The following is a 20554-nucleotide window of genomic DNA, read 5'->3' on the forward strand; positions in this document are numbered from 1 at the left end:
TCGACCCATGCCTGGCGCAAGGATCTAGCCGATGTCGCGCTCGCCGGGCGCGTGATCGCTTCCCATTATGCCGCACCCGTGCCGCGCACGCTTTGCCGGGACACCATCATGTTCGTGGACGCTGACGAGAAATCCGACGCGATGGCAAAGCTGGTCGCGGGCGATTGTTTCGAATTGCTGGATAGTCGCGGCGGCTGGGCCTGGGGCTATGGCGGCAAGAACCGGCTCGTCGGCTATATCGACGCCAGCGCTTTGAGCTAGAGCCCCCGCTCCTCACGGATCCGCCGCCACTCCCTGACATTTGCATTATGCTCTTCGAGCGTGCGCGCGAAGACGTGTCCGCCGGTGCCATCGGCAACGTAATATAGCGCATCGGTTTCGGCCGGATTGAGTGCGGCGCGGATGCTTTCGATCCCCGGATTGGTGATCGGCCCTACCGGCAGGCCGGATATCGCCCGCGTATTGTAGGGGTTGGGATCGCGTAGTTCGCTGACCCGGATCATACGCCCCAAAGGGCGGCCTTGCGTGATCGGATAGATGGTCGTTGCGTCCGCCCCCAACTGCATGCCGATCTTGAGGCGGTTGGTCATGACGCCCGCCACCATTTCACGCTCCTCGGGCTTGCCGGTTTCCTTCTCGATGATCGACGCGAGGATGATCGCTTCCTCGGGGGTCGATACCGCCGCGCGATCGCTGCGCGCCGCCCAGGCTTCGGCCAGCGCCTTGTCCATTGCCGCCTGCATCCGCTGCACGACCGCCGCGCGCGTCTCCCCGCGCTGATAGCTATAGGTCTGCGGCAACACGCTGCCCTCAGGCGGCAACGGCGCCTCGCCTTCGAGATAGGGAATCTTGGCAAGCTTTTCCTGAACCAGCACGCTCGGCATCCCTTCGGGAATGGCGATCATGCGCTGGTAGGGCGTGTCGTGCTGGACGATATCCAGGATTCGCGATGCGCTGGTGCCCGGCGGAATACGAAATTCCCCCGCCTGGATCGGATCGCCGCCGCCGAACAGCTTGGCGCCGATGCGCCACAAGGTCGGCGAAATGACGATCTTGCCCTCGGCCGCCAGTCGCTCGCCGAGGCCGTTCAGGGTCGTGCCTTCCTCGACGATAATCGTATCGGGCTGCTCGCCAGGACCCTCGCCCCACCAGCCATAGCCGATGAACGCGAAAGCCGCTGCACCAAGCAGCAGGAGGAGGATCAGAAGCTTTTTCACACGCGCTTCATGATCAGGCTGGCGTTGGTGCCGCCGAAGCCGAAGCTGTTATTGAGCACCGCATCGACTTTACGTTCACGCGCCTTGAGCGGGACGAGGTCGACACCTTCTGTGCCTTCGTCCGGATTATGCAGGTTGAGCGTGGGCGGGACGATCTGGTCGCGAATGGCGAGAATGCAGAAAATGCTCTCCACCGCGCCCGCGCCGCCTAGCAGATGGCCGATGGCCGACTTGGTCGAGCTCATCGAAGCGCCGCCGATATCGTCACCGAAGAGACGCTTCACTGCGCCGAGTTCGATGGTGTCGGCCATCGTCGAGGTGCCGTGCGCGTTGATATAATCGATATCGCCCGGTTCAAGACCCGCCTTGTCGAGCGCGGCCTTCATCGAGCGGAAGGCCCCGTCGCCGTCGGGATGCGGGGCGGTAACGTGGTAGGCATCGCCCGACAGGCCGTAGCCGACGACCTCGGCATAGATTTTCGCGCCGCGCGCCTTGGCGTGTTCATATTCCTCGAGCACCACCACGCCAGCGCCTTCGCCCATCACAAACCCGTCACGATCCTTATCGTACGGGCGCGACGCTTCGGTCGGTCGGTCGTTATAGCTGCTGTTCAAGGCGCGCGCCTGGGCGAAGCCGGCCACGCCAATGGGGCAGATGGTGGCTTCGGCACCGCCCGCCAGCATGATGTCGGCATCGCCGTCCTTGATCATGCGCGCTGCGTCACCGATCGAGTGCGCGCCAGTCGAGCAGGCCGTCACGACCGCGTGGTTGGGGCCCTTGAGACCATATTTGATCGAAACCTGGCCCGAGATGAGGTTGATGAGACGTCCATGCACGAAGTGCGGGCTGACGCGGCCAGGACCGCGTTCGTCAAGGACGAGGCTCTCGCTCTCGATGCCCGGCAGGCCGCCGATGCCCGACCCGATCGAGCAGCCGGCGCGCAGCTTCATCTCGTCGCTCATGTCCTCAAGCCCGGCATCCTCGATGGCCTGGCCTGCGGCGTCGATGCCGTAGACGATGAAGGGATCGACCTGGCGCTGCACCTTGCTGTCGACGCGCTTGTCCGGATCGAAACCATATTCATGGTCCGCGGGCTTCACCTCGCAGGCGATCTGGCACTTCTGGTCCGATGCATCGAACCTGGTAATCGGGCCGGCGCCCGATTTGGCGGCAAGGATGTTCTTCCAGCTTGTCTCGACGTCGCCGCCAAGCGGCGTCACGAGTCCCAGTCCGGTTACGACCACACGGCGCATATATGTCTCCAAATACAGCTAAGGCCCGGCCCCCTTTTCAGGTGCCGGGCCTTTTTGCCACTCCCGGCCCCTTCCGGGGGTCGGTCAGATCAGGCGCTTAGCCCTTGTTCTTTTCGATGTAGTTGATCGCGTCCTTGACGGTTGCGATGTCTTCCGCCGCATCGTCAGGGATTTCCACGCCGAATTCTTCTTCGAACGCCATAACCAGCTCGACGATGTCGAGGCTGTCGGCACCAAGATCGTCGATGAAGCTGGCATCTTCGGTGACTTTCTCGGCTTCGACGCCAAGATGTTCCACAACGATTTTCTTCACACGATCAGCAGTGTCGCTCATAAAAGGTTCTCCTGTTAGTCTTTGACCAAGGCCCTAGCGTCGGGAAAGGCGCACCGCAAGCCTGCTCGACGAAGCCATATCCTCTCTCTAGGAAGGGAATATGACGCGCGAGCGCCCCCTTACTGCCGGTGAGATCGAGCTTTCGCGGACGATTTTCAAGGATTCGATCGATTATCGGCGGGTCCGGCTCAAGCGAAAGAAGTGGTTTCCTTTCCAGCCGCGCGGCGTGGTGATGGCTCCCACGGGGCATATACACTTCCATCCCGAAAGCCGCGCTTGGTCCGATGACTTCTCAAAGGAGCCGATCGCGCACCAGGGCCTGTTCATTCACGAAATGACCCATGTCTGGCAGACGCATAAGGGCGGTTGGTGGTACCTCCTCCTCATGCGTCATCCCTTTTGCCGCTACGGCTTTGAATTGCGCGATAACAAGCCGTTTCGTCTTTACGGGATCGAGCAGCAGGCGGAGATCGTGCGCCACCATTTCATGGCGCGCCGTGGGCGGCACGGCATCATTGCACCCCCGCCCGACCTTCTGCCGTTCTAGCTGCCGCGACGGTGTAGCCAAATTGCCACTGTCGGGAATCTAACGTCTGCGCGGGGTCAGAATTGGCTTTGATCGCGCCGCATTTTGACTCATGAATCTTCCCAATCTCGTGAAAATAGGGGAGATCTCATGAAAACTATACGCAAGACGACCGCCGCTTTCCTCAGTGGAACGGCCATTATGCTCGTCGCTGCGCAGCCTGCTTTCGCGCAGTCCACCGAGGAAGCCGAAGCGCAGGCCGCGAACCAGCCGGACGATGATGCGCCCGACGAAATCATCGTCACCGCGACCAAGCGTGCCAGCACGTTGCAGGACGTCCCCTTCTCGATCGACGCCAAGACGACCGAGGATATCGAAAAGCAGAATGCCACGACGGTCGAAGACCTGTCGCGCAGCGTTGCCGGTCTCACCATCCAGAACCTCGGGCCGGGTCAGAGCCAGGTATCGGTGCGCGGTGTTTCCGCCGGCCAGATCGTCCGCGACCAACCGGGCGTCAAGGAACAGGTCGGCATCTATCTCGATGAATCGGTGATCTCGCTGTCGCTGTTCACGCCCGATATCGACCTGTTCGACCTCAACCGCGTCGAGACGCTGCGCGGTCCGCAAGGCACGCTGTTCGGATCGGGTAGCGTCGGCGGCACGCTGCGTTACATCACCAACCAGCCGCGCATCGGCGTAACCGAAGGCATCATCGAAGCCAATGTGAACACCGTCCATGACGGCGGCGAAGGCGGCCATCTCAAGGGCGCACTCAACATCCCGCTGGGCGATACGCTGGCCGCGCGCGCGGTCGGCTACTACCAGCTTTACCCCGGCTTCATCGACGCCATCGGGCCGGTGACCGAAAACAACATCAATGATGGCAGCCGCGTCGGTGGCCGCCTGTCGCTGCTGTGGGAGCCGTCGGATTCGGTTCGGATCACCCCGCGCGTCGTCTACCAGGAAATCCAGACCGACGGATTTAACAGGCAGGAATTCTACAACCTCTACGCCAACGAATTCACGTTGCCGTCCGTCATCTATGACGAACGCACGCAGTACCTGCGCCTGCAAGAAGCGTTCGAGGATGAGTTCCTCCTCGCCGACCTCACGGCGAGCGTCGCGTTCGGCGATATCGAACTGACCAGCATCACCAGTTATACCGATCGCTCGATCCTCGTGTCGCGCGATGCCTCGGCGCTAACCGGCTCGGTCTCCGTCGATCTCGGCTATCCCGACAGCGCGGTGCGCACGCCGTCCAACCTGCGCGACACCACCGAACTTGAACAGTGGACGCAGGAAGTGCGCCTCGGTTCGATCGGACCGGGTCCCTTCCAATGGTTGATCGGCGGCTTCTATTCCGAAACCGATCGCGTCTACGCGCAGCGCCTGCCCACGCCGGGCTACGACGCCGTGACCGACGCCGTTCTGGGTGCGGGTACGTCTGACGCGGTGCGCAATGGTATCGCGCCGGTCGACAGCCCCTACGCCGCGGACATCCCGTACGACATCAAGCAGAAGGCCGTGTTCGGCGAAGTCAGCTACGAATTCGGCCGCCTGATCGCGACCATCGGCGGGCGTTATTACGACTTCGAAGAAGAGCGTTCGTTCGTCAACGGCGGCCTCTTTGCCCCGGGCGATAACCTGTTTGACACCACCCAGTCGGACGGCTTCACGCCGCGCTTCATCCTTTCCTATGAAGCCAGCAACGACCTTCGCTTCAACGTCCAGGCATCGAAGGGCTTCCGCCTCGGCGGGGTCAACGATCCGCTCAACGTCGCGCTCTGTTCGACCGAGGACGAGGCCATATTCGGTCCGTTCGCCGGTGCCTATGAAGATGAAACCTTGTGGAACTACGAAGCGGGGGTGAAGTATTCGACCGGTGCCGTGACGTTCAACGCAGCGGCCTTCCACACCGAAATCAGCGACCTTCAGGTCACGCTCGATGCCGGAACCTGTTCGAGCCGTATCGTCTTCAACGTCGAAGATGCGCATACGACGGGTGTCGAGGCCGAGTTCGCCGTTGAACTGGCAGAGGGCCTCGATCTGAGTTTCGCAGGCTCGTACGTGCAGGCGGAATTCGACAGCTCGCTGCCGGGCGCGCTGGCCGTCGCGACGGGTATCCGCGAAGGCAATCGACTGCCCACGGTGCCTGAATTCCAGATGGCAGCCACGGCGGGTTACACTACCGCGCTGTCGCGCAACGCCGACGTTTTCATGACGGCAAGTTTCCAGCACGTCGGATCGCGCTATACGCAGCCGGCCGATCAGGAAAACAACCCGCGGACCTTTGCGCATGGCCTGCCCTTCAACGGACAGGACGGCACCGAAGCGACCGTGGTGGACCTCGAACTTCCGAGCTACAACTTGGTCGACCTGTCGGCGGGTATCGAGTTCCTCGATGGGCTCGATGTCGTGGTCTACGCGAAGAACATCTTCGACGAGAATGCGCTGCTGTCGTTCGACCGCGAGCGTGGCGGGCGCGCCCGTCTCGGCTACCGTGTCGGCAACCCGCGCACGATCGGGCTGACGCTGCGCAAGCGCTTCAGCGAGCGTCGTGCGGTGATGCCGCCGCCTCCGCCGCCGCCCCCGCCGCCGCCGCCGCCCGAACCCGCGCCGGCAACGCAGACCTGCCCCGATGGTGCGGTGATCCTGGCGACCGAGGCGTGTCCTCCGCCCCCGCCGCCACCGCCTCCGCCGCCACCTGCGGTCGAGCCCGAGCGCGGCTAAGCGGACCAGCGGGAGGGATGGCCAACTTTCCTCTCAACCGCCGCCAGCTGATTGGCGGCATGACGGCCGGGGCACTCGCTCCGGCCGTTTTGCGTGCGCACAGCCGCGGCAGCGCCGGGCGCGCCGTTGTGGTGGGCGCGGGCGTGTTCGGCGTTTGGACCGCCAAGGCACTGATGGACGCGGGGCTGCACGTGACGCTGATGGATGCGAATGGTCCCGCTAATGCGCGCGCTTCCAGTGCCGGCGAAAGTCGGATGACCCGCGGCGCTTATGGGCCCGACGAAATCTATACGCGTATGGCGCTCGCCAGCCTGAGCGACTGGAAGGCGCTGAGTGTCAGCGCCGAACTGCCGCTTTTCCACGCGCATGGAGTGCTTTTCTTCTTCCACGAGGAAATCGACTATTTCCGCCAGTCGCTCGAGGTTCACCACCGCCTCGGGCTGCCGACTGAAGAACTTACCCCCGAACAGATGGCCGCGCGCTATCCGATGATCGATTATGACGGCGTAGCGGTGGGTCTGTTCGAGCCCGAATTCGGGGCGATCATGGCGCGGCGGTCGGTGCAGACGCTGGTCGCGCAAATGGTGCTTGGCGGGCTCGACTATCGCAGGGGCAAGGCGAGCCCGCTGACAATGCCGCGTGGCCCCTCGCCACTTGGCGCGGTCAGGCTGGACGATGGCAGCCAAATCGAGGGCGACATCATGGTCTATGCGCTGGGACCGTGGATGCCGCAGGGTTTCCCCGACATCCTCGATCGCAAGATCGTCACGTCGCGCCAGGAAGTCTTCTTTTTCGCGCCGCCCGCCGGAAGCGACGATTTCAGTCCGGCGAAAATGCCCGGATGGGCCGATTTCGATGCTGGCGGCCTGCACTACGGCTTCCCCGACCTCGAAGCACGCGGCGCCAAGATCTGCTTCGACAATCACGGGCCCGAGGTCGATCCAGACACCAACCCCCGGCAGGTGACCAAAGAAGGACTGGCGGAAATCATTGCCTACCGCGATCGACGCTTTCCCAAGCTACGCGGTGCACCGCTGCTGGAAACGCGGGTCTGCCAATATGAAAATAGCTCCAACGGCGACTATCTGATCGATCGCCACCCGGGCTACACCAATGTCACGATGGTGGGCGCCGGATCGGGCCATGGCTTCAAGATGGGGCCGGAGGTCGGGCGGTTGGCGGCCCGCGTCGCGCTTGGCGAAGATCTTGGCGAGCCGCGCTTCACGCTCGCCACCAAGGGAACCACGCAGGCACGCAGCGTTATCTAGAGCGCGGCGGCGCGTTGCAGGTCCTTGCCGCGCCCGAAGCGATGCAACATGGCCTTCAATTCACTGCGCGAGGGTACGAACAGGCCGCCCTTCGCTTCGCGTGTCTGCGGGGCGATGGGCGTCCACTGCCCTTCTTCCATCACTGCAAAACCCGCCATGAACTCCACGGGAACGGGCGTGCCGTCCCAATGCGCGAACCAGCGCGAATGGAAGAGCGGGTGCGGGTCCTTCATCACGGGAAGGATGCCGCGCGGCTCGAGCACGCGCTCGGCATCGGCCTCGCTGAGCAACACGTCGATATCAGCAATGCCCCCGGGATCGCTGCCATGCAGCCACACTGCGGCCGACCCGATTATCCACCAGTGATCCTGCGCGTCAGCCAGAATCGCCGCAACACGCTCCAAAGACGCAGATAGCGCTTCCTTCAGGGCTTTTTCGCCACCCCGACCATGGCCGGGCGCAGCAAGCGTTCGCGCAGCAGGTAGCCGGCCTGCATCTCCTCGACGATGGTGCCGGGCTTTGCATCCTCGGTCGGGATTTCAATCATCGCCTGATGGACGTTGGGATCGAGTTCAAGCCCAACCGACTCCACCCGCACAATGCCATTGCGGCCCATCACCGCCTCAAGCTCGCGCAGCGTGGCTTCAATGCCTTCGATGAACTTGGCTGCGCGTCCGTCGCGTGCCTCATCGGGCACGTGGTCGAGCGCGCGTTCCAGATTATCCTTCACCGACAGGATGTCCCTGGCAAAGCCAGACACCGCGAACTTGGTTGCGTCGGCCTTTTCCTGCTCGAGCCGGCGGCGCACGTTCTGCACTTCGGCGGCAGCATAAAGCGCCTTTTGCTGCGCTTCTTCCAATTGGCCTTCCAGTTCGGCGACCCGATCATGCTCTTTCAGTTCGGGCGACTCTTCGGCCGTCTCTTCGCGAATCTCTTCGGCTTCTTCGTGCAAATCTTTGTCTTCGTTCATCATGACAATCGTCTCGTAAGCGCTTCTGCGGTGAAGTCCACCATGGGAACGACCCGCGCATAGTTTAAACGGGTGGGCCCGATCACGCCGATCACGCCCACGACTTCGCCATCGGCGCCCCGATAGGGCTTCGCGATGACGCTCGAACCCGACAACGCAAACATGCGGTTTTCGCTGCCGATAAAGATGCGGACCCCTTCACCCTCGCGCGCGCCTTCGAGCAGGCGAACGATTTCCTGGCGTTCTTCGAGCTCTTCGAGGAGGTGGCGGACGCGGTCGAGATCCTCCGCCGCGCTATCGTCGATCAGGTTGGCCTGCCCGCGCACGATCAGGATCGGGCGATTGTCACCGTCGGTGCGCCAGTCGGCAAGGCCTGCCGCCACAAGTTCGGCCGCGGCCTTGTCCAGCGCTTCGCGACGATCGCGAATGTCGCGCTTCAGCTGCGCCTGCGCTTCGGCAAGCGTCAGCCCGGCCAGTTTGGCGGTGACATAATTGCCGATCTCGGTCAGCGCGATCGGACTGATGCCGACCGGTACGTCGATGACGCGGTTTTCGACCGACCCTTCGCTGCCGACCAGCACCGCCAGCGCCCTTCCAGGCTCGAGCGGCACGAACGCGAGTTGCTTGAGGCGGAATTCCGCCGTCGGCGCGGTGACGACGCCGGCGCAGGACGACAGACCGGACAGCGCAGCGGTGACGCTGCGCAGCGCATCGTCGATGCTGCCTTCGGAGATTTCCGCCTCGATCTTCTCGCGCGTACGCCGATGCGGCGCCGAGCTCTGCATGATGCCATCGACGAACAGCCTGAGACCCATCTCGGTCGGGACGCGCCCGGCACTGGTATGCGGATGGGTCAGCAGTCCGCGCTCTTCCAGCTGCGCCATTACGCTGCGGATCGATGCAGGCGACAGGTCGACCTTGCTGGAAATTACCTTCGAACCGACCGGCGCCCCTTCTTCCAGGTACGCGTCGACGACCTGCGCGAAAATGCTGCGCATCCGGTCGGTCAGATCAAGAATCGGTTCGCTCATCGCGCAGCGATGTAGGGACTTATCGACCGATATAAAGGCCGAGCGGCAGGCGATCGGGCGCATCGGCCAGCGCCTGGTAGAGGGAGCGGTTTGCATCGAGGTCGCAGCCGAAATAGGCGTTCAGGTAATCGTCGCGATCATCGTCGCGCCAGCGGATTTCCACGCCCGGCGCATCGGTCGCGATCGGGCCGCTACAGGTTTCGGGGGTCGATCCGTAGACTTGCGTGCCGGTGGGGCGATAGGGCGCCAGCGCGGCCTTGAACGCATCCCACTCGCGCGGCTGGATGACGAATTGGCGGCGCCCCTTGGTCGCGACGTGCTGGATGCCTTCCCACGCCACTACGCCGTCGGACGACACCGCGACATGATAGACCGGGCAGGCGCCGAAGCAGGCCGAGGTGCGATATTCGATAACTTCGATGGGAGGTGCGGCCGATTCCGGGGTCACGCATCCTCCGAGCACCAGCACCCCCGCCAATATCGACTTTTTCATGAAACGCCTCCCTTTCCCTTCCACCCTAGCGCGGCTAGGGCCTGAGACAAGAAATTCAGGAGAAGATTCATGCGTCCATCCGGTCGCGCGCCCGATCAAATGCGCGAATTGTCGTTCGAACCCGGCTTTACCAAACACGCCGAAGGATCGGTCCTCGTTTCGACCGGTGCGACCCGCGTGCTCGTCACCGCCAGCGTGGAAACAAACCTGCCGCCCTGGTTGCGCGGCAAGGGCAAGGGATGGGTCACGGGCGAATATGGTATGCTGCCCCGAGCCACCCACACGCGGGGCAATCGCGAAGCCGCGCGCGGCAAGCAATCTGGTCGTACGCAGGAAATTCAGCGCCTCATCGGTCGATCGCTGCGCGCGGTGGTCGATCTCAAGGCGCTCGGCGAACGCCAGATCACCCTCGATTGCGATGTCATCCAGGCCGATGGCGGCACCCGCACCGCCTCGATCACCGGCGCGTGGGTCGCGATGCGCATGGCGGTCGACAAGCTCATTGAAAGCGGCGAACTCGAAACCGATCCGATCGAAACGCAGGTCGCTGCCATCAGCTGCGGGGTCTACAATGGCACCCCGGTGCTCGATCTCGACTATGACGAAGACAGCGCGGCCGACAGCGACGGCAACTTCGTGCTGACGGGCGACGGCAAGATCGTCGAGGCGCAGATTTCCGCCGAAGGCGAACGCTTCACCGAAGAAAACCTGTTGCGCCTCATGCGGCTTGCCAAGATCGGGTGCGACGAGATTTTCGCCGCCCAATTAAAGGCCACCGGTCGATGAAACAGATTGGCGACAAGCTTGTCATCGCGACGCACAATGCGGGCAAATTGCGGGAAATTCGCGAACTGCTCGCCCCGTTCGGTATCGAATGCCTGGGCGCGGCCGAACTCGACCTGCCCGATCCCGAGGAAACCGGCACGACCTTCGTCGCCAATGCCGAATTAAAGGCGCGGCAGGCAGCCGATCTTAGCGGTCTGCCCGCGCTCGCCGATGACAGCGGCCTTTCGGTCGATGCGCTCAATGGCGACCCCGGCATCCGCTCCGCCCGCTGGGCCGAAGACGCCGACGGCAACCGCGATTTTTATCGCGCGATGAAAAAGGTCGAGGACGCGCTCGGCCCCGATGACGCCCGCGATGCCCATTTCGTGTGCGTGCTGACCCTCGCCTGGCCCGATGGCCGCGTCGAAAGCTTCGAGGGCAAGGTGCTCGGCCATCTGGAATTCCCGCCGCGCGGCGACAAGGGGTTCGGCTACGACCCGATCTTCGTGCCCCACGGCCACGACATCACCTTCGGCGAAATGGATCCCGCCAAGAAGCATGCGATCAGCCACCGCGCCGATGCGTTTGCCAAGCTGACCGCCTGGCTCGAAGGCTAGAGCGCGCGTCCGTCGATATTGCCCGGCGGCGAATAGCGGCAGACGAGATAATCGTGCCCACTATTGCTGGCGATTGCGCAGCCGACACGCGTCGTCTGCGGCCAGATGATCTGCGTATAGTGGCCGACATCCTGCCAGCGCCCGGTCGTGCTGTTGTCGGGAAAGACGCCGCGCCGGAAATAGCGCCGTTCGTCGATCATGCTGCCGATCATGGCTTGATAGGAAAAGGCACCGCGCGTTCCCATCCAGATATTCTCGCCCTGCACCCGCCGACGCTCGCGGCTGGGATCGTGTCGAAAGACGCCGGTGCGCGCCATCTCGCGCGCATAGGCGTGCGCGGAGGCCTCGAGATCCCGGTCCCATACCAGGGGCGCAGAACCATAGCGCGAACGGGCATCGTTATGCGCCGACAGCATCACCTGCCTGAAATCGCCGCGCTGGACCTCGCCTCCGGACACTCGCTCGCGATGCGAGGGGGGATAGCCGGACGACGGCGGTGGAACGGCCGCGCACTGCGAGAGTAGCGGGACCAGCACGAACAGACTAAGGACGCGAGCAATCATGGCATCAGTCCTTAAACCCGAAGGCATGAACGAAGCGCAAACGCTGGCGCTTTACGTGCATTGGCCGTTCTGCGTGTCGAAATGCCCCTATTGCGACTTCAACAGCCATGTCCGCGATACTGTGGACCAGGAGGCGTGGCGTTCGGCGCTGCTTCAGGACCTGGCGCATGAGGCATCGCTGCTTCCTGGCCGCGAACTCACCAGCATCTTCTTCGGCGGCGGCACTCCGTCGCTGATGCCGCCAGAGACCGTGGCCGCCGTGATCGACGCGGCAACTTCGCATTGGTCATCCTCGGGCGACTTGGAGGTCACCATGGAAGCCAATCCCAACAGCGCGGAGGCAGCGCGTTTCGCGGATTTGGCCAAGGCCGGCGTCAACCGCATCAGCCTTGGCCTCCAACGCTTTGACGATGCCAGTCTCGCCTTCCTGGGCCGCGCGCACAGCGGCGACGAGGGATTGGCGGCGCTGTCGGCCGCACAAAGCGTTGTCGACCGTGTCAGCTTCGACCTGATTACGGCGCTGCCCGGCGATGACGAGGAGGCGTGGATGACAACGCTTGGCCGCGCGCTGTCGCTCGGCACCGAACATCTGTCGCTCTACCAGCTGACGATCGAACCCGGCACGCGGTTCGAGACAATGGTGCGCAAGGGCGATTTCACACCGCTTGATGAGGACATGGCGGCGCGCCTGTTCGAAATCACGCAGGAGATGACCGAGACCGCTGGTCTTCCCGCCTACGAGATCTCGAACCATGCGCGCCCCGGCGCGGAAAGTCGGCACAATCTCATCTACTGGCGCTACCAGGAATATGCCGGGATCGGCCCCGGCGCGCATGGACGCCGCCTGGGACAGCGCACGATGCGCCACCGCAAGCCCGAAAATTTCCTGAAGGCCGTCGAGCGCAATGCGCACGGTCTGGTCGAGGAAGCTGCGCTGACGCGCGAGGAGGCCGCCAACGAAGCGCTCGTCATGGGGCTACGCCTTGCCGAAGGGATCGACGTCGCCGCGCTGGAGAAGCGCTTCGGCCAGATCGTCGATCACGACCGCGTTCGGCGCCTCATCGGCCAGCGACTGCTCGACCAGCAAGGCACGCGCCTGCGCCTGACTGGTCGAGGTCGCTTGCTGCTCGACGCGATCCTCGTCGAGATCGCTGCCTAGAATTCGCTCGCTGCGTTCTGGACGACTTCGTGCCCGCCGGGCGTCACGCGCCTGACTTCGAGCGCGCGCTCGGCGATACCGTCGCGATTGAAGCGGAAAATACCGTCCACGCCCTCGAACCCGCCGCGATCGCGTAGCAGGCTGCTCGGGAATCGATCGCCCGGCCGCCAGGACTGCGACGCGCGGATCGCCAGCAGCATGCCGTCATAGCCCAGGCTTGCCAGCCTGAAGGGCGACGAACCGTAGCGCGAGCGGTAGCGCCGCTCGAGCGATTCGAACCGCGCGGAAGGCACTGCTGAATAGATCGCGCCCCTCAGCGCGCTGGTTTGGCCCAGATCGTCCTCGGCTGCCCACAATTCGGTTCCCATCAGCGACACGCCGGTCTGGATCTTTGGCGCGATATAACTTGCGACGCGGCCCGAATCGGCAATCAGCAATGCATCGACCGCCTGGCGTGCGATCACGCGCGACACCGCGGCATCGATGCCTGCGCGGCTGCGGTCGAACGTCTCGATCGCACGGGCATTGCCGTTGACGTCGTTAACGGTGCGCAGGAACGCCTGCGCCGCGCGCTGGCCATAGTCGCCGCTCGGCACCAGCGCCGCGAAATCGCGGGCACCGCGGGCCCGTGCATAGCGCACCGACGATTCGATCGACTGGGTTGGCGTAAAACCCATGATGTAGACCCCGTCGCCCGCGACCTCTTCGTCGTTGGAAAAGGCCAGCACCGGCACGCCGCGATTGCGCGCCGCCGGGGCCACCTGCCGCACGTTTTCCGAAAGGAGCGGGCCAAGGATAAGCCCGTTGCCCGCGGCCAGCGCGTCGTTGACCGCCTTGTTCGCCCCGCCGCTAGCCGCCGTGTCGTAGATTGAAAGGCGAATGCTGCTGTTGTTGGTATCGAGCAGCGCCATCTTGGCCGCGTTGGCGATCGAGTTGCCCACGGCAGCATTGTCGCCGGTAAGCGGCGCCAGCACCGCGACGCGCAGACGATCGGTTTCGACGACCGGACCGGTCGGGGTCGGCGTCGGTGCCTGGGTGGTGGGCGGCGGCTCGGTCGTGCGCGGGCCGGTCTGGCAACCCGCCAGTGCAGCCAGCGCGATGCCGCCGATGAGAAATTTGCGACGCGATTGCTTGAATTCAGCGGCCAATGGGATCACCCTTCTTGAACATGACAACGTCCCCCTCACCCGGTCTCTATATCGTCGCGACCCCAATCGGCAATCTTTCCGATATGACGCCGCGCGCCGCCGACCTGCTGATTAACGCCGACATGGTGTTGTGTGAGGACAAACGGGTCACCGCCAAGCTGATGCACCATATCGGCGCGCATACCCCGCTGCGCCGCTACGATGATCATTCGAGCGACGGCGATCGCGAATCAATATTGGGGATGCTCGGGGACAAGGTCGTTGCGCTCGTCAGCGATGCGGGCACCCCGCTTATCTCCGATCCCGGGTACAAGTTGGTGCGCGCGGCCCGCGCTGCGGGATACGAAGTCTACACGCTACCCGGCCCCAGCGCCGCGATCGCCGCGCTGACGCTGTCGGGTTTGCCAACCGACCGGTTTCTTTTCGCCGGCTTTCTTCCGTCCAAGCAGAAGGCCCGGCGCGATGCCATCGCGGAACTCGCCGCTGTCAGGACCAGCCTCGTCTTGTACGAAAGCGGCCCGCGTCTCGGCGCGTGCCTTGCCGATCTTGCCGAACTGCTGCCGGGCCGCGACGGCGCGGTCAGCCGCGAGATTACGAAGCTGCACGAGGAGACGGTGACGGGCACGCTCGCCGAGCTGGCCGAGCGCTACGCTGACGGCGGGCCCAAGGGCGAGATCGTGATCGTGATCGGGCCCCCGCCATCGCCGGAGGCGGCGTCCGACGACGATCTCGACGCGGCGATCGACCTTGCCTTGCAGGACCTGTCTCCCAGCCGCGCCGCTGCAAAGGTGGCCGGTGATCTCAACATCCCGCGCAAGCGTGCCTACGCCCGCGCGCTGGAAAGGGCCAAAAGCTGAGCCGCATCGTCGCCGAAGCCGCAGGACGCACGGCCGAGCGCCGCGCCGCATGGCTGCTCCGCCTCAAGGGCTATCACATCCTTGCCATGCGCGCCCGCGGATCGGCGGGCGAAATCGACATCGTCGCCAAGCGCGGCAAGACCGTCGCCTTCGTCGAAGTCAAACGCCGTCCCACGATAGAGCAGGCCGCCGAGGCGATGTCCGGGCACCGCCTCGACCGCGTGGTCAGCGCTGCGCACCAGCTCGCGCCGCGCTTCGCTCCAGCGGGCGAAGACATCCGCATCGACGCCATCCTGATGGCACCCGGCAAGTGGCCCAGACATCTCACCAATATCTGGCATGGGTGACAAAGCAGGTTGCTTCGCCTAGGCGCTTTTTCCATGAAAATCGCATTCCAGATGGACCCGCTCGAAAGCATCAATGTGAAGGGCGACAGTTCGTTCGCGCTGATGCTGGAAGCGCAGGCGCGCGGGTACGACATTTATGAATATCAGGTCGAGGCGCTGACCTACGACGGCGGCGATCTCTTTGCTTCGACCGCGCGGCAGGTGAAGGTGCAGCGCGATGGCAGCAACCATTTCACCGTGCTCGATGAGACCGCGCTCGATCTTGCCAGCGACGTCGACGTGGTCTGGCTGCGGCAGGATCCGCCGTTCGACGTCGGGTACATCACCGCGACCTACCTGCTCGAACGGCTCGAAGGTCAGACGCTGGTGGTGAACGACCCCAAATCGGTCCGCGATGCCCCCGAAAAATTGTTCGTTCTCGATTTCGCGCGCTTCATGCCGCCCACGATGATCACGCGCGATCTCGCGAGCCTGCGCGAATTCCACGCCCGGCACGGCGACATTGTCCTCAAGCCGCTCCACGGCAAGGGCGGTGAAGGCGTCTTCCGGGTCGGTCCCGAGGGTCGCAACCTTGCTGCGCTCGCCGAAATGTTCACCGAAGCGATGGACGAACCCTTCATCGCGCAGGCGTTCCTTCCCGATGTCAGTGCCGGCGACAAGCGCATCATCCTCGTCGACGGCGAAGTCGCAGGCGCGATCAATCGCATTCCGGGCGAGGGCGAATTCCGCTCCAATCTCGTGGCCGGCGGCACCGCGCACAAGGTCGGCCTGACAGAACGCGAAGAAGAAATCTGCGCGGCGCTGCGACCCGAACTCAAACAGCGCGGCCTGCTATTCACTGGGATCGACGTGATCGGTGGCTACCTCACCGAGATCAATGTCACCTCGCCCACCGGCATCGTTGTCATGGACGAATTCAACGGCACCAACACGCCCGGCATGATCTGGGACGTGATCGAGGCGAAGCTGGCATGACCGATTGGGTCGTCGACCTGATCGAACAGTCAGGCTATCTCGGCATCGCGTTTCTCATGTTTCTCGAGACGGTATTTCCGCCGATCCCGAGCGAGGTCATCATGTCGATTGCCGGCATCGAGGCCGGCCAGGGCCAGCTGGCGCTGGGCTGGGTGATCGCTGCCGGTACGACGGGCGCGATGCTTGGCAATACCTTCTGGTACTTGCTGGCCCGCGCGCTGGGTATCGAGCGCTTCAAGCCGCTGATCGACCGCTTCGGCCACTGGTTCACGATGGACTGGTACGAGGTGCAGCGCGCGCAGCGCTGGTTCGACAATAATGGCGTGTTCTTCGTCTTCCTCGGTCGCATGCTGCCGACGGTACGCAGCCTCGTCTCCATCCCGGCAGGCTTTCTCAAGATGCGGCTCCAGACCTTCCTGATCGCTTCCACGATCGGAACGGCGGGGTGGACTGCAATGCTGGCCTATGCGGGGTTCAAACTCGGCGAGGAATTCGAGCAGATCGATGACTATCTGGGGCCGATCTCGACCGCGATTATCGTTGTCTTGGCGCTTGCCTACGTGTGGCGCCTGATTACCATCGGGATCAAGAAAAGGAACCGAAACGGACAGAGTGACGACTGATTTCTGCGGGTTGCTGCTCTTAGTCTATAACCGTTTCGGTTATTTATGCTTTCATTAACCAACCCGTGCGCATCGACAGTCTCGTCGGTGCACATGGGTGGCATGCCGAGCTCGCCCGCACCGACCGTCGGCTCCCAAGTCAATCGCCGGCGCCTTTAGTGGCATGGTCCCGGCCCCAATTTCACCCCCACTGGCGGGGTCGGGACCTAAGCCCCGCTCAATCGGCGCGCGGGTGCGCGTTTTTCCAGACATCGAGCAGCCGCGCCGCATCGACTTCGGTATAGATTTGCGTCGACGACAGGCTGGCATGGCCAAGCAGCTCCTGCAGCGAGCGAAGGTCTGCCCCGCCCGCCAGCAAATGCGTGGCAAAGCTATGGCGCAGCGCATGCGGCGTCAGGCTGTCGGGAAGCCCTAGACGCTGGCGCGCAGCGCGCACCGCCCGGCGGACCATATCGGGCGACAGCGGCCCTCCCCTAGCGCCGCGGAACAGCGGGTCCTGCGTTCCCATCGCATAGGGACATGCCGCGGCATAGGCAGCCACCGCTTCGCTGATCGCGGGCACGATCGGCACCACGCGCGTTTTACCGCCCTTGCCGACGACCCGGATGGATGCGCCGAGCGGAAGCACGCCTGCCTTCAGACCAGTCGCCTCGGAGATGCGCAGTCCGCCACCGTAAAGCAGCAGCAGGATCGCCAGATCGCGCTTGCCGATCCAGCCGTCGCTGGCCCCCGCCTCGGCTTCTTCAGCCAACGACACCGCCTCATCGGGAGAGACCGGGCGCGGTAGGGTACGGGGTCGCTTGGGCGCGCGCGTGCGCGGAATTTGCGGTGTCTGCCCCGCCTGCTCTGCGGCAAAGGTCAGGAAGGCACGCACCGCCGACATCTCGCGCGCTGCGGAACTTGCGCCCAGCCCCCCCGCGCGCCGCTGCGCCAGGTAGGCGCGCAGGTCGACCGCCTTTAGCGACCGCAGCTGCGATGATCCGATCATCTCGCCAAGATGCTCGGCCAGAAAGGCAATGAAGCGGTGCGCGGTGGCGAGGTAGGCACGCACCGTATGCGCGCTGCGGCGCCTGTCATGGGCAAGATAATCGCCCCAGCGAACCGCCAGTGCGGTGGCCTCGTGGCCTATTTCGTCGCGCCCACCCATCGCGCGAGCATAGCGCTGAGCGAGCGGCCAAGAAAGGCCAGCAACTGGTCGCCCTCGCTGCTCGATACCGGCGTCGCGTCGGTCTGGCCAAGCAGCAGGATGCCCTCGGGCATGCCAGGCGACATTTGCGGTATGCGGATGATCGCCTGACTTTGCAGCGCCCGGCTGATCGCGCCGAATAGCGGCGAACCATTGGTGCCGCCCGTGATCTCGACCGGGTTGGCGCGCGCGCCTGCCTTTTCGACCCAGGCCTTTTCGAGCGGATGGATGCCGCTGATGTCGAAGCGAAAGGCCTGCCCGTCCACGATCAGCGCCATCGCCACCGCATCGACGCGCAGCAATAGCGGCCAATCGCGCGTCACGACCTCGGCCACTTCTTCGATATCGCGGCACATGATGAGGTTGGTGACGGCATCATGGATCGCCGCCGTGGCATTGCAGTGCCCGTCGGCAAAAGCGATCAGCTTGCGACGTGCGGTCTCCGCCTCGCCAAGCCTGTCGCGCAGCGTCGCCACCGCGCGTTCTTCAAAGGAAATCACCCCGCTCATGGGGCTAATTCTTAGGCGCAAATGCCTAAGAAAGTTCTAGCGGTGACGTCAGCCCGAAATGGGACATGACGTCACCGAATGCACGCAAATCAGCCGATTTTCTGACCCGTATCTTCCCAGTCCTTGATGAAGGCAGCGAGCCCCTTGTCAGTCAGCGGATGATTGAACATCGCCTTGATGACCGAAGGCGGCGCCGTCATCACGTCGGCGCCCAGTTTCGCCGAATCGTGGATATGGATCGGATTGCGAACCGACGCGACAAGGATCTCGGTAGGGAAGTCATAATTGTCGTAGATCAGGCGAATGTCGCCGATCAGCTCGATACCCGGATAGCCGACATCGTCATGGCGCCCGACAAACGGCGATATGAAGCTGGCGCCGGCTTTCGCCGCAAGCAGCGCCTGGTTGGCCGAGAAACAGAGCGTCACGTTCACCATCGTGCCATCGCTGGTCAGCGCCTTGCAGGTCTTGAGCCCGTCGATCGTGAGCGGCACCTTGATCGCGACATTGTCAGCAATTTTGCGCAGCACTTCTGCCTCGCGCATCATGCCTTCGTGATCGGTCGACACGACTTCAGCCGACACCGGGCCATCGGTGATCGCGCAGATTTCCTTGGTGACCTCAATGAAGTCGCGACCCGACTTCTTGATCAGCGAGGGATTGGTCGTCACCCCGTCAAGCAAGCCGGTATCCGCCAGTTCCTTGATGTCATCGATATCGGCGGTGTCGGCAAAGAACTTCATGGCTTGGGCTCCCTCGTCAGGCTGGCGCTTATGTGTGCCAAGCGATAGCGAGGTTCAACGCGATTCGTAAGGAGGCCTTTTCGCATGACCGATCATATCCAGGTGGACCGTGCCCATGACGGCACGGTCGTGCAGATCACCATGGCCCGACCGGAGGCACGCAACGCGATTACCGTGGCGATGTACGAGGCAATGGCCGCCGCCGTCGAGGACGCCGGCAAGGACGACAAGGTCCGCCTGATCACCATTCGCGGCGAAGGCGTGGATTTTACCGCCGGCAACGACTTGATGGACTTCATGCAAGCGATGCCGCAGCCGGGCGAAGACACCGACATCCCCGTGTGGCGCTTCCTGCGCGCGATGGCGAACAACGAGGTGCCGGTCATTGCGGCCGTGCAGGGCAACGCAATCGGGATCGGTACCACAATGCTGTTCCACTGCGACCTGGTCATCGCCGAAGAAGGCTGCCGCTTCAAAATGCCCTTCACCGAACTGGGCCTGGTCCCTGAAGCCGCCAGTTCGATGATCATGCCCGCGCTTTCGGGCCGCCGCAAAGCCGCGCGCTACCTGCTGTTGAGCGATAGCTTCGATGCGCACGAGGCAGAGGCGATCGGGCTTGCCAGCCACGTTGCACCGGGCGGCCAGCTGGATGCAATGTTCGAAAAGATCGTCGGCAAACTGCTCGCCAAGCCGGTGCAGTCGGTCAGGCTGACGCAGAAGCTGCTACGCAAGAGCGACCGCGAGGCCGTGCTTGCGCGCATGGATCTGGAAAATGGTCATTTCGCCGAGCGGCTCACCAGCGATGAGCTCAAGCAGGCAATTACCGATTTCTTTGCAGCGCGAGCGAAAGCCTAATTGGCGTAATAGACGCGCTTCGACTTGCGGATATCGACGGTCGGCCCTTCAAAGAAAATGAAGTCGGTCGGCTGCGTGTAGATGATATCGATATCGAAATATTCGTCGGTCGTGTTCTGCGTCACCGTTGGCGTTTGCATCGTGCCGTTATGTGTCCCGAACTGGCTGTCCGCGACGAAATCCTCGATCTGGCTCGTCGACGGCGTCGGATAAAGCGTCGCATAGCGCGCCGCTTCACCCATGGCGTGCTGCGCACCGGCATTGGCCCAGAATACCAGCGCTAGCTGGAAGATCCCGAAAATGAACGAAATCAGGATCGGCAGCGCGAGCGCAAACTCGACGACCGCAGCGCCCTCTTCGTTTTCTTTGAATAGCTTGCGCATGA

The 20554-nt window shown here is 63.4% G+C and carries 25 protein-coding genes; 12 read left to right on the forward strand and 13 right to left on the reverse strand.

What is annotated here, in order from left to right; genetic code table 11:
* The first annotated feature begins 51 nt into the window (after nt 1-51).
* The gene (locus NUX07_RS08275; protein ID WP_265530100.1) at nt 52-261 is read left to right on the forward strand and encodes an SH3 domain-containing protein; all 210 of its coding nucleotides are present in this window, start codon (nt 52-54) and stop codon (nt 259-261) included.
* Here NUX07_RS08275 and mltG read toward each other — a convergent pair.
* From mltG to NUX07_RS08290, 3 genes are all read right to left on the reverse strand, one after another.
* Nucleotides 258-1217, reverse strand: a complete 960-nt coding sequence (mltG, locus tag NUX07_RS08280) for an endolytic transglycosylase MltG (protein ID WP_265530101.1) — start codon at nt 1215-1217, stop codon at nt 258-260. The genes NUX07_RS08275 and mltG overlap by 4 nt on opposite strands.
* Nucleotides 1214-2470 (reverse strand): beta-ketoacyl-ACP synthase II, encoded by a 1257-nt coding sequence (gene fabF / locus NUX07_RS08285; protein WP_265530102.1) that lies wholly within the window; start codon nt 2468-2470, stop codon nt 1214-1216. Before fabF ends, mltG begins: the two co-directional genes overlap by 4 nt.
* Nucleotides 2471-2567: 97 nt before the next feature.
* Complete coding sequence (locus NUX07_RS08290; protein WP_265530103.1) at nt 2568-2804, reverse strand: acyl carrier protein; 237 nt, start codon at nt 2802-2804, stop codon at nt 2568-2570.
* A gap of 100 nt (nt 2805-2904) precedes the next feature.
* Between NUX07_RS08290 and NUX07_RS08295 the strand changes: the two genes are divergently transcribed.
* From NUX07_RS08295 to NUX07_RS08305, 3 genes are all read left to right on the forward strand, one after another.
* Entirely contained in the window at nt 2905-3351 is a 447-nt protein-coding gene (locus tag NUX07_RS08295) for a vgr related protein (protein ID WP_265530104.1), read from the forward strand.
* A gap of 129 nt (nt 3352-3480) precedes the next feature.
* Nucleotides 3481-6060, forward strand: a complete 2580-nt coding sequence (locus NUX07_RS08300; RefSeq protein ID WP_265530105.1) for a TonB-dependent receptor — start codon at nt 3481-3483, stop codon at nt 6058-6060.
* A gap of 17 nt (nt 6061-6077) precedes the next feature.
* Nucleotides 6078-7328 carry an FAD-dependent oxidoreductase gene (locus NUX07_RS08305; RefSeq protein WP_265530106.1) on the forward strand — a complete coding sequence of 417 codons (1251 nt, stop codon included), beginning with the start codon at nt 6078-6080 and terminating at the stop codon, nt 7326-7328.
* On the opposite strand, the gene NUX07_RS08310 is transcribed toward NUX07_RS08305, so the two are convergent.
* Genes NUX07_RS08310 through NUX07_RS08325 form a run of 4 tightly spaced genes read right to left on the reverse strand, consistent with a single transcriptional unit; the run spans nt 7325 to nt 9822 of the window.
* Nucleotides 7325-7732 carry a hypothetical protein gene (locus tag NUX07_RS08310; protein ID WP_265530107.1) on the reverse strand — a complete coding sequence of 136 codons (408 nt, stop codon included), beginning with the start codon at nt 7730-7732 and terminating at the stop codon, nt 7325-7327. The two genes, NUX07_RS08305 and NUX07_RS08310, sit on opposite strands and share 4 nt — an antisense overlap.
* 20 nt (nt 7733-7752) lie before the next feature.
* Nucleotides 7753-8298 (reverse strand): nucleotide exchange factor GrpE, encoded by a 546-nt coding sequence (grpE, locus tag NUX07_RS08315; protein WP_265530108.1) that lies wholly within the window; start codon nt 8296-8298, stop codon nt 7753-7755.
* Nucleotides 8298-9329 carry a heat-inducible transcriptional repressor HrcA gene (hrcA, locus tag NUX07_RS08320; RefSeq protein WP_265530109.1) on the reverse strand — a complete coding sequence of 344 codons (1032 nt, stop codon included), beginning with the start codon at nt 9327-9329 and terminating at the stop codon, nt 8298-8300. Before hrcA ends, grpE begins: the two co-directional genes overlap by 1 nt.
* A 19-nt stretch (nt 9330-9348) precedes the next feature.
* On the reverse strand, nt 9349-9822 hold the full coding sequence (locus NUX07_RS08325; protein ID WP_265530110.1) for a DUF6438 domain-containing protein: 474 nt from the start codon (nt 9820-9822) through the stop codon (nt 9349-9351).
* A gap of 69 nt (nt 9823-9891) precedes the next feature.
* Here NUX07_RS08325 and rph point away from each other — a divergent pair, with 69 nt between their 5' ends.
* Both rph and rdgB read left to right on the forward strand, forming a co-directional pair.
* The gene (gene rph, locus NUX07_RS08330; protein ID WP_265530111.1) at nt 9892-10608 is read left to right on the forward strand and encodes a ribonuclease PH; all 717 of its coding nucleotides are present in this window, start codon (nt 9892-9894) and stop codon (nt 10606-10608) included.
* Nucleotides 10605-11204 carry an RdgB/HAM1 family non-canonical purine NTP pyrophosphatase gene (gene rdgB, locus NUX07_RS08335; protein ID WP_265530112.1) on the forward strand — a complete coding sequence of 200 codons (600 nt, stop codon included), beginning with the start codon at nt 10605-10607 and terminating at the stop codon, nt 11202-11204. The genes rph and rdgB overlap by 4 nt, the downstream gene beginning before the upstream one ends.
* On the opposite strand, the gene NUX07_RS08340 is transcribed toward rdgB, so the two are convergent.
* On the reverse strand, nt 11201-11767 hold the full coding sequence (locus tag NUX07_RS08340) for a CAP domain-containing protein (protein WP_265530113.1): 567 nt from the start codon (nt 11765-11767) through the stop codon (nt 11201-11203). The genes rdgB and NUX07_RS08340 overlap by 4 nt on opposite strands.
* On the opposite strand from NUX07_RS08340, the gene hemW reads away from it, so the two are divergent.
* Nucleotides 11766-12926 (forward strand): radical SAM family heme chaperone HemW, encoded by a 1161-nt coding sequence (gene hemW / locus NUX07_RS08345; protein ID WP_265530114.1) that lies wholly within the window; start codon nt 11766-11768, stop codon nt 12924-12926. The two genes, NUX07_RS08340 and hemW, sit on opposite strands and share 2 nt — an antisense overlap.
* Here the strand turns inward: hemW and NUX07_RS08350 are convergent.
* Nucleotides 12923-14074 (reverse strand): penicillin-binding protein activator, encoded by a 1152-nt coding sequence (locus NUX07_RS08350; RefSeq protein WP_265530115.1) that lies wholly within the window; start codon nt 14072-14074, stop codon nt 12923-12925. The genes hemW and NUX07_RS08350 overlap by 4 nt on opposite strands.
* Nucleotides 14075-14094: 20 nt before the next feature.
* Between NUX07_RS08350 and rsmI the strand changes: the two genes are divergently transcribed.
* The 4 genes from rsmI to NUX07_RS08370 are packed head-to-tail and all read left to right on the forward strand — an operon-like array spanning nt 14095 to nt 16876.
* Complete coding sequence (rsmI, locus tag NUX07_RS08355; RefSeq protein WP_265530116.1) at nt 14095-14931, forward strand: 16S rRNA (cytidine(1402)-2'-O)-methyltransferase; 837 nt, start codon at nt 14095-14097, stop codon at nt 14929-14931.
* Nucleotides 14932-14936: 5 nt separating this feature from the next.
* Nucleotides 14937-15278 (forward strand): YraN family protein, encoded by a 342-nt coding sequence (locus NUX07_RS08360; RefSeq protein ID WP_322597203.1) that lies wholly within the window; start codon nt 14937-14939, stop codon nt 15276-15278.
* A gap of 33 nt (nt 15279-15311) precedes the next feature.
* A complete protein-coding gene (gene gshB / locus NUX07_RS08365) occupies nt 15312-16253 on the forward strand; it encodes a glutathione synthase (protein WP_265530117.1) in 942 nt (313 codons plus the stop codon).
* Nucleotides 16250-16876, forward strand: a complete 627-nt coding sequence (locus tag NUX07_RS08370) for a DedA family protein (RefSeq protein WP_265530118.1) — start codon at nt 16250-16252, stop codon at nt 16874-16876. The genes gshB and NUX07_RS08370 overlap by 4 nt, the downstream gene beginning before the upstream one ends.
* 217 nt (nt 16877-17093) lie before the next feature.
* Here the strand turns inward: NUX07_RS08370 and NUX07_RS08375 are convergent, their stop codons facing one another.
* The 3 genes from NUX07_RS08375 to fsa all read right to left on the reverse strand — a co-directional run bounded on the left by NUX07_RS08375 (nt 17094) and on the right by fsa (nt 19314).
* Complete coding sequence (locus NUX07_RS08375) at nt 17094-18023, reverse strand: tyrosine-type recombinase/integrase (RefSeq protein WP_265530119.1); 930 nt, start codon at nt 18021-18023, stop codon at nt 17094-17096.
* Nucleotides 18002-18571, reverse strand: a complete 570-nt coding sequence (locus NUX07_RS08380) for a DUF484 family protein (RefSeq protein ID WP_265530120.1) — start codon at nt 18569-18571, stop codon at nt 18002-18004. Before NUX07_RS08380 ends, NUX07_RS08375 begins: the two co-directional genes overlap by 22 nt.
* Before the next feature lie 89 nt (nt 18572-18660).
* On the reverse strand, nt 18661-19314 hold the full coding sequence (fsa, locus tag NUX07_RS08385) for a fructose-6-phosphate aldolase (RefSeq protein WP_265530121.1): 654 nt from the start codon (nt 19312-19314) through the stop codon (nt 18661-18663).
* Between the two features lie 84 nt (nt 19315-19398).
* On the opposite strand from fsa, the gene NUX07_RS08390 reads away from it, so the two are divergent.
* A complete protein-coding gene (locus NUX07_RS08390; protein ID WP_265530122.1) occupies nt 19399-20169 on the forward strand; it encodes an enoyl-CoA hydratase-related protein in 771 nt (256 codons plus the stop codon).
* On the opposite strand, the gene NUX07_RS08395 is transcribed toward NUX07_RS08390, so the two are convergent.
* Nucleotides 20166-20552 carry a TadE/TadG family type IV pilus assembly protein gene (locus NUX07_RS08395; protein ID WP_265530123.1) on the reverse strand — a complete coding sequence of 129 codons (387 nt, stop codon included), beginning with the start codon at nt 20550-20552 and terminating at the stop codon, nt 20166-20168. The two genes, NUX07_RS08390 and NUX07_RS08395, sit on opposite strands and share 4 nt — an antisense overlap.
* Nucleotides 20553-20554: the final 2 nt, after the last annotated feature.

Source organism: Sphingomicrobium marinum (assembly GCF_026157105.1).
GTDB lineage: Bacteria > Pseudomonadota > Alphaproteobacteria > Sphingomonadales > Sphingomonadaceae > Sphingomicrobium > Sphingomicrobium marinum.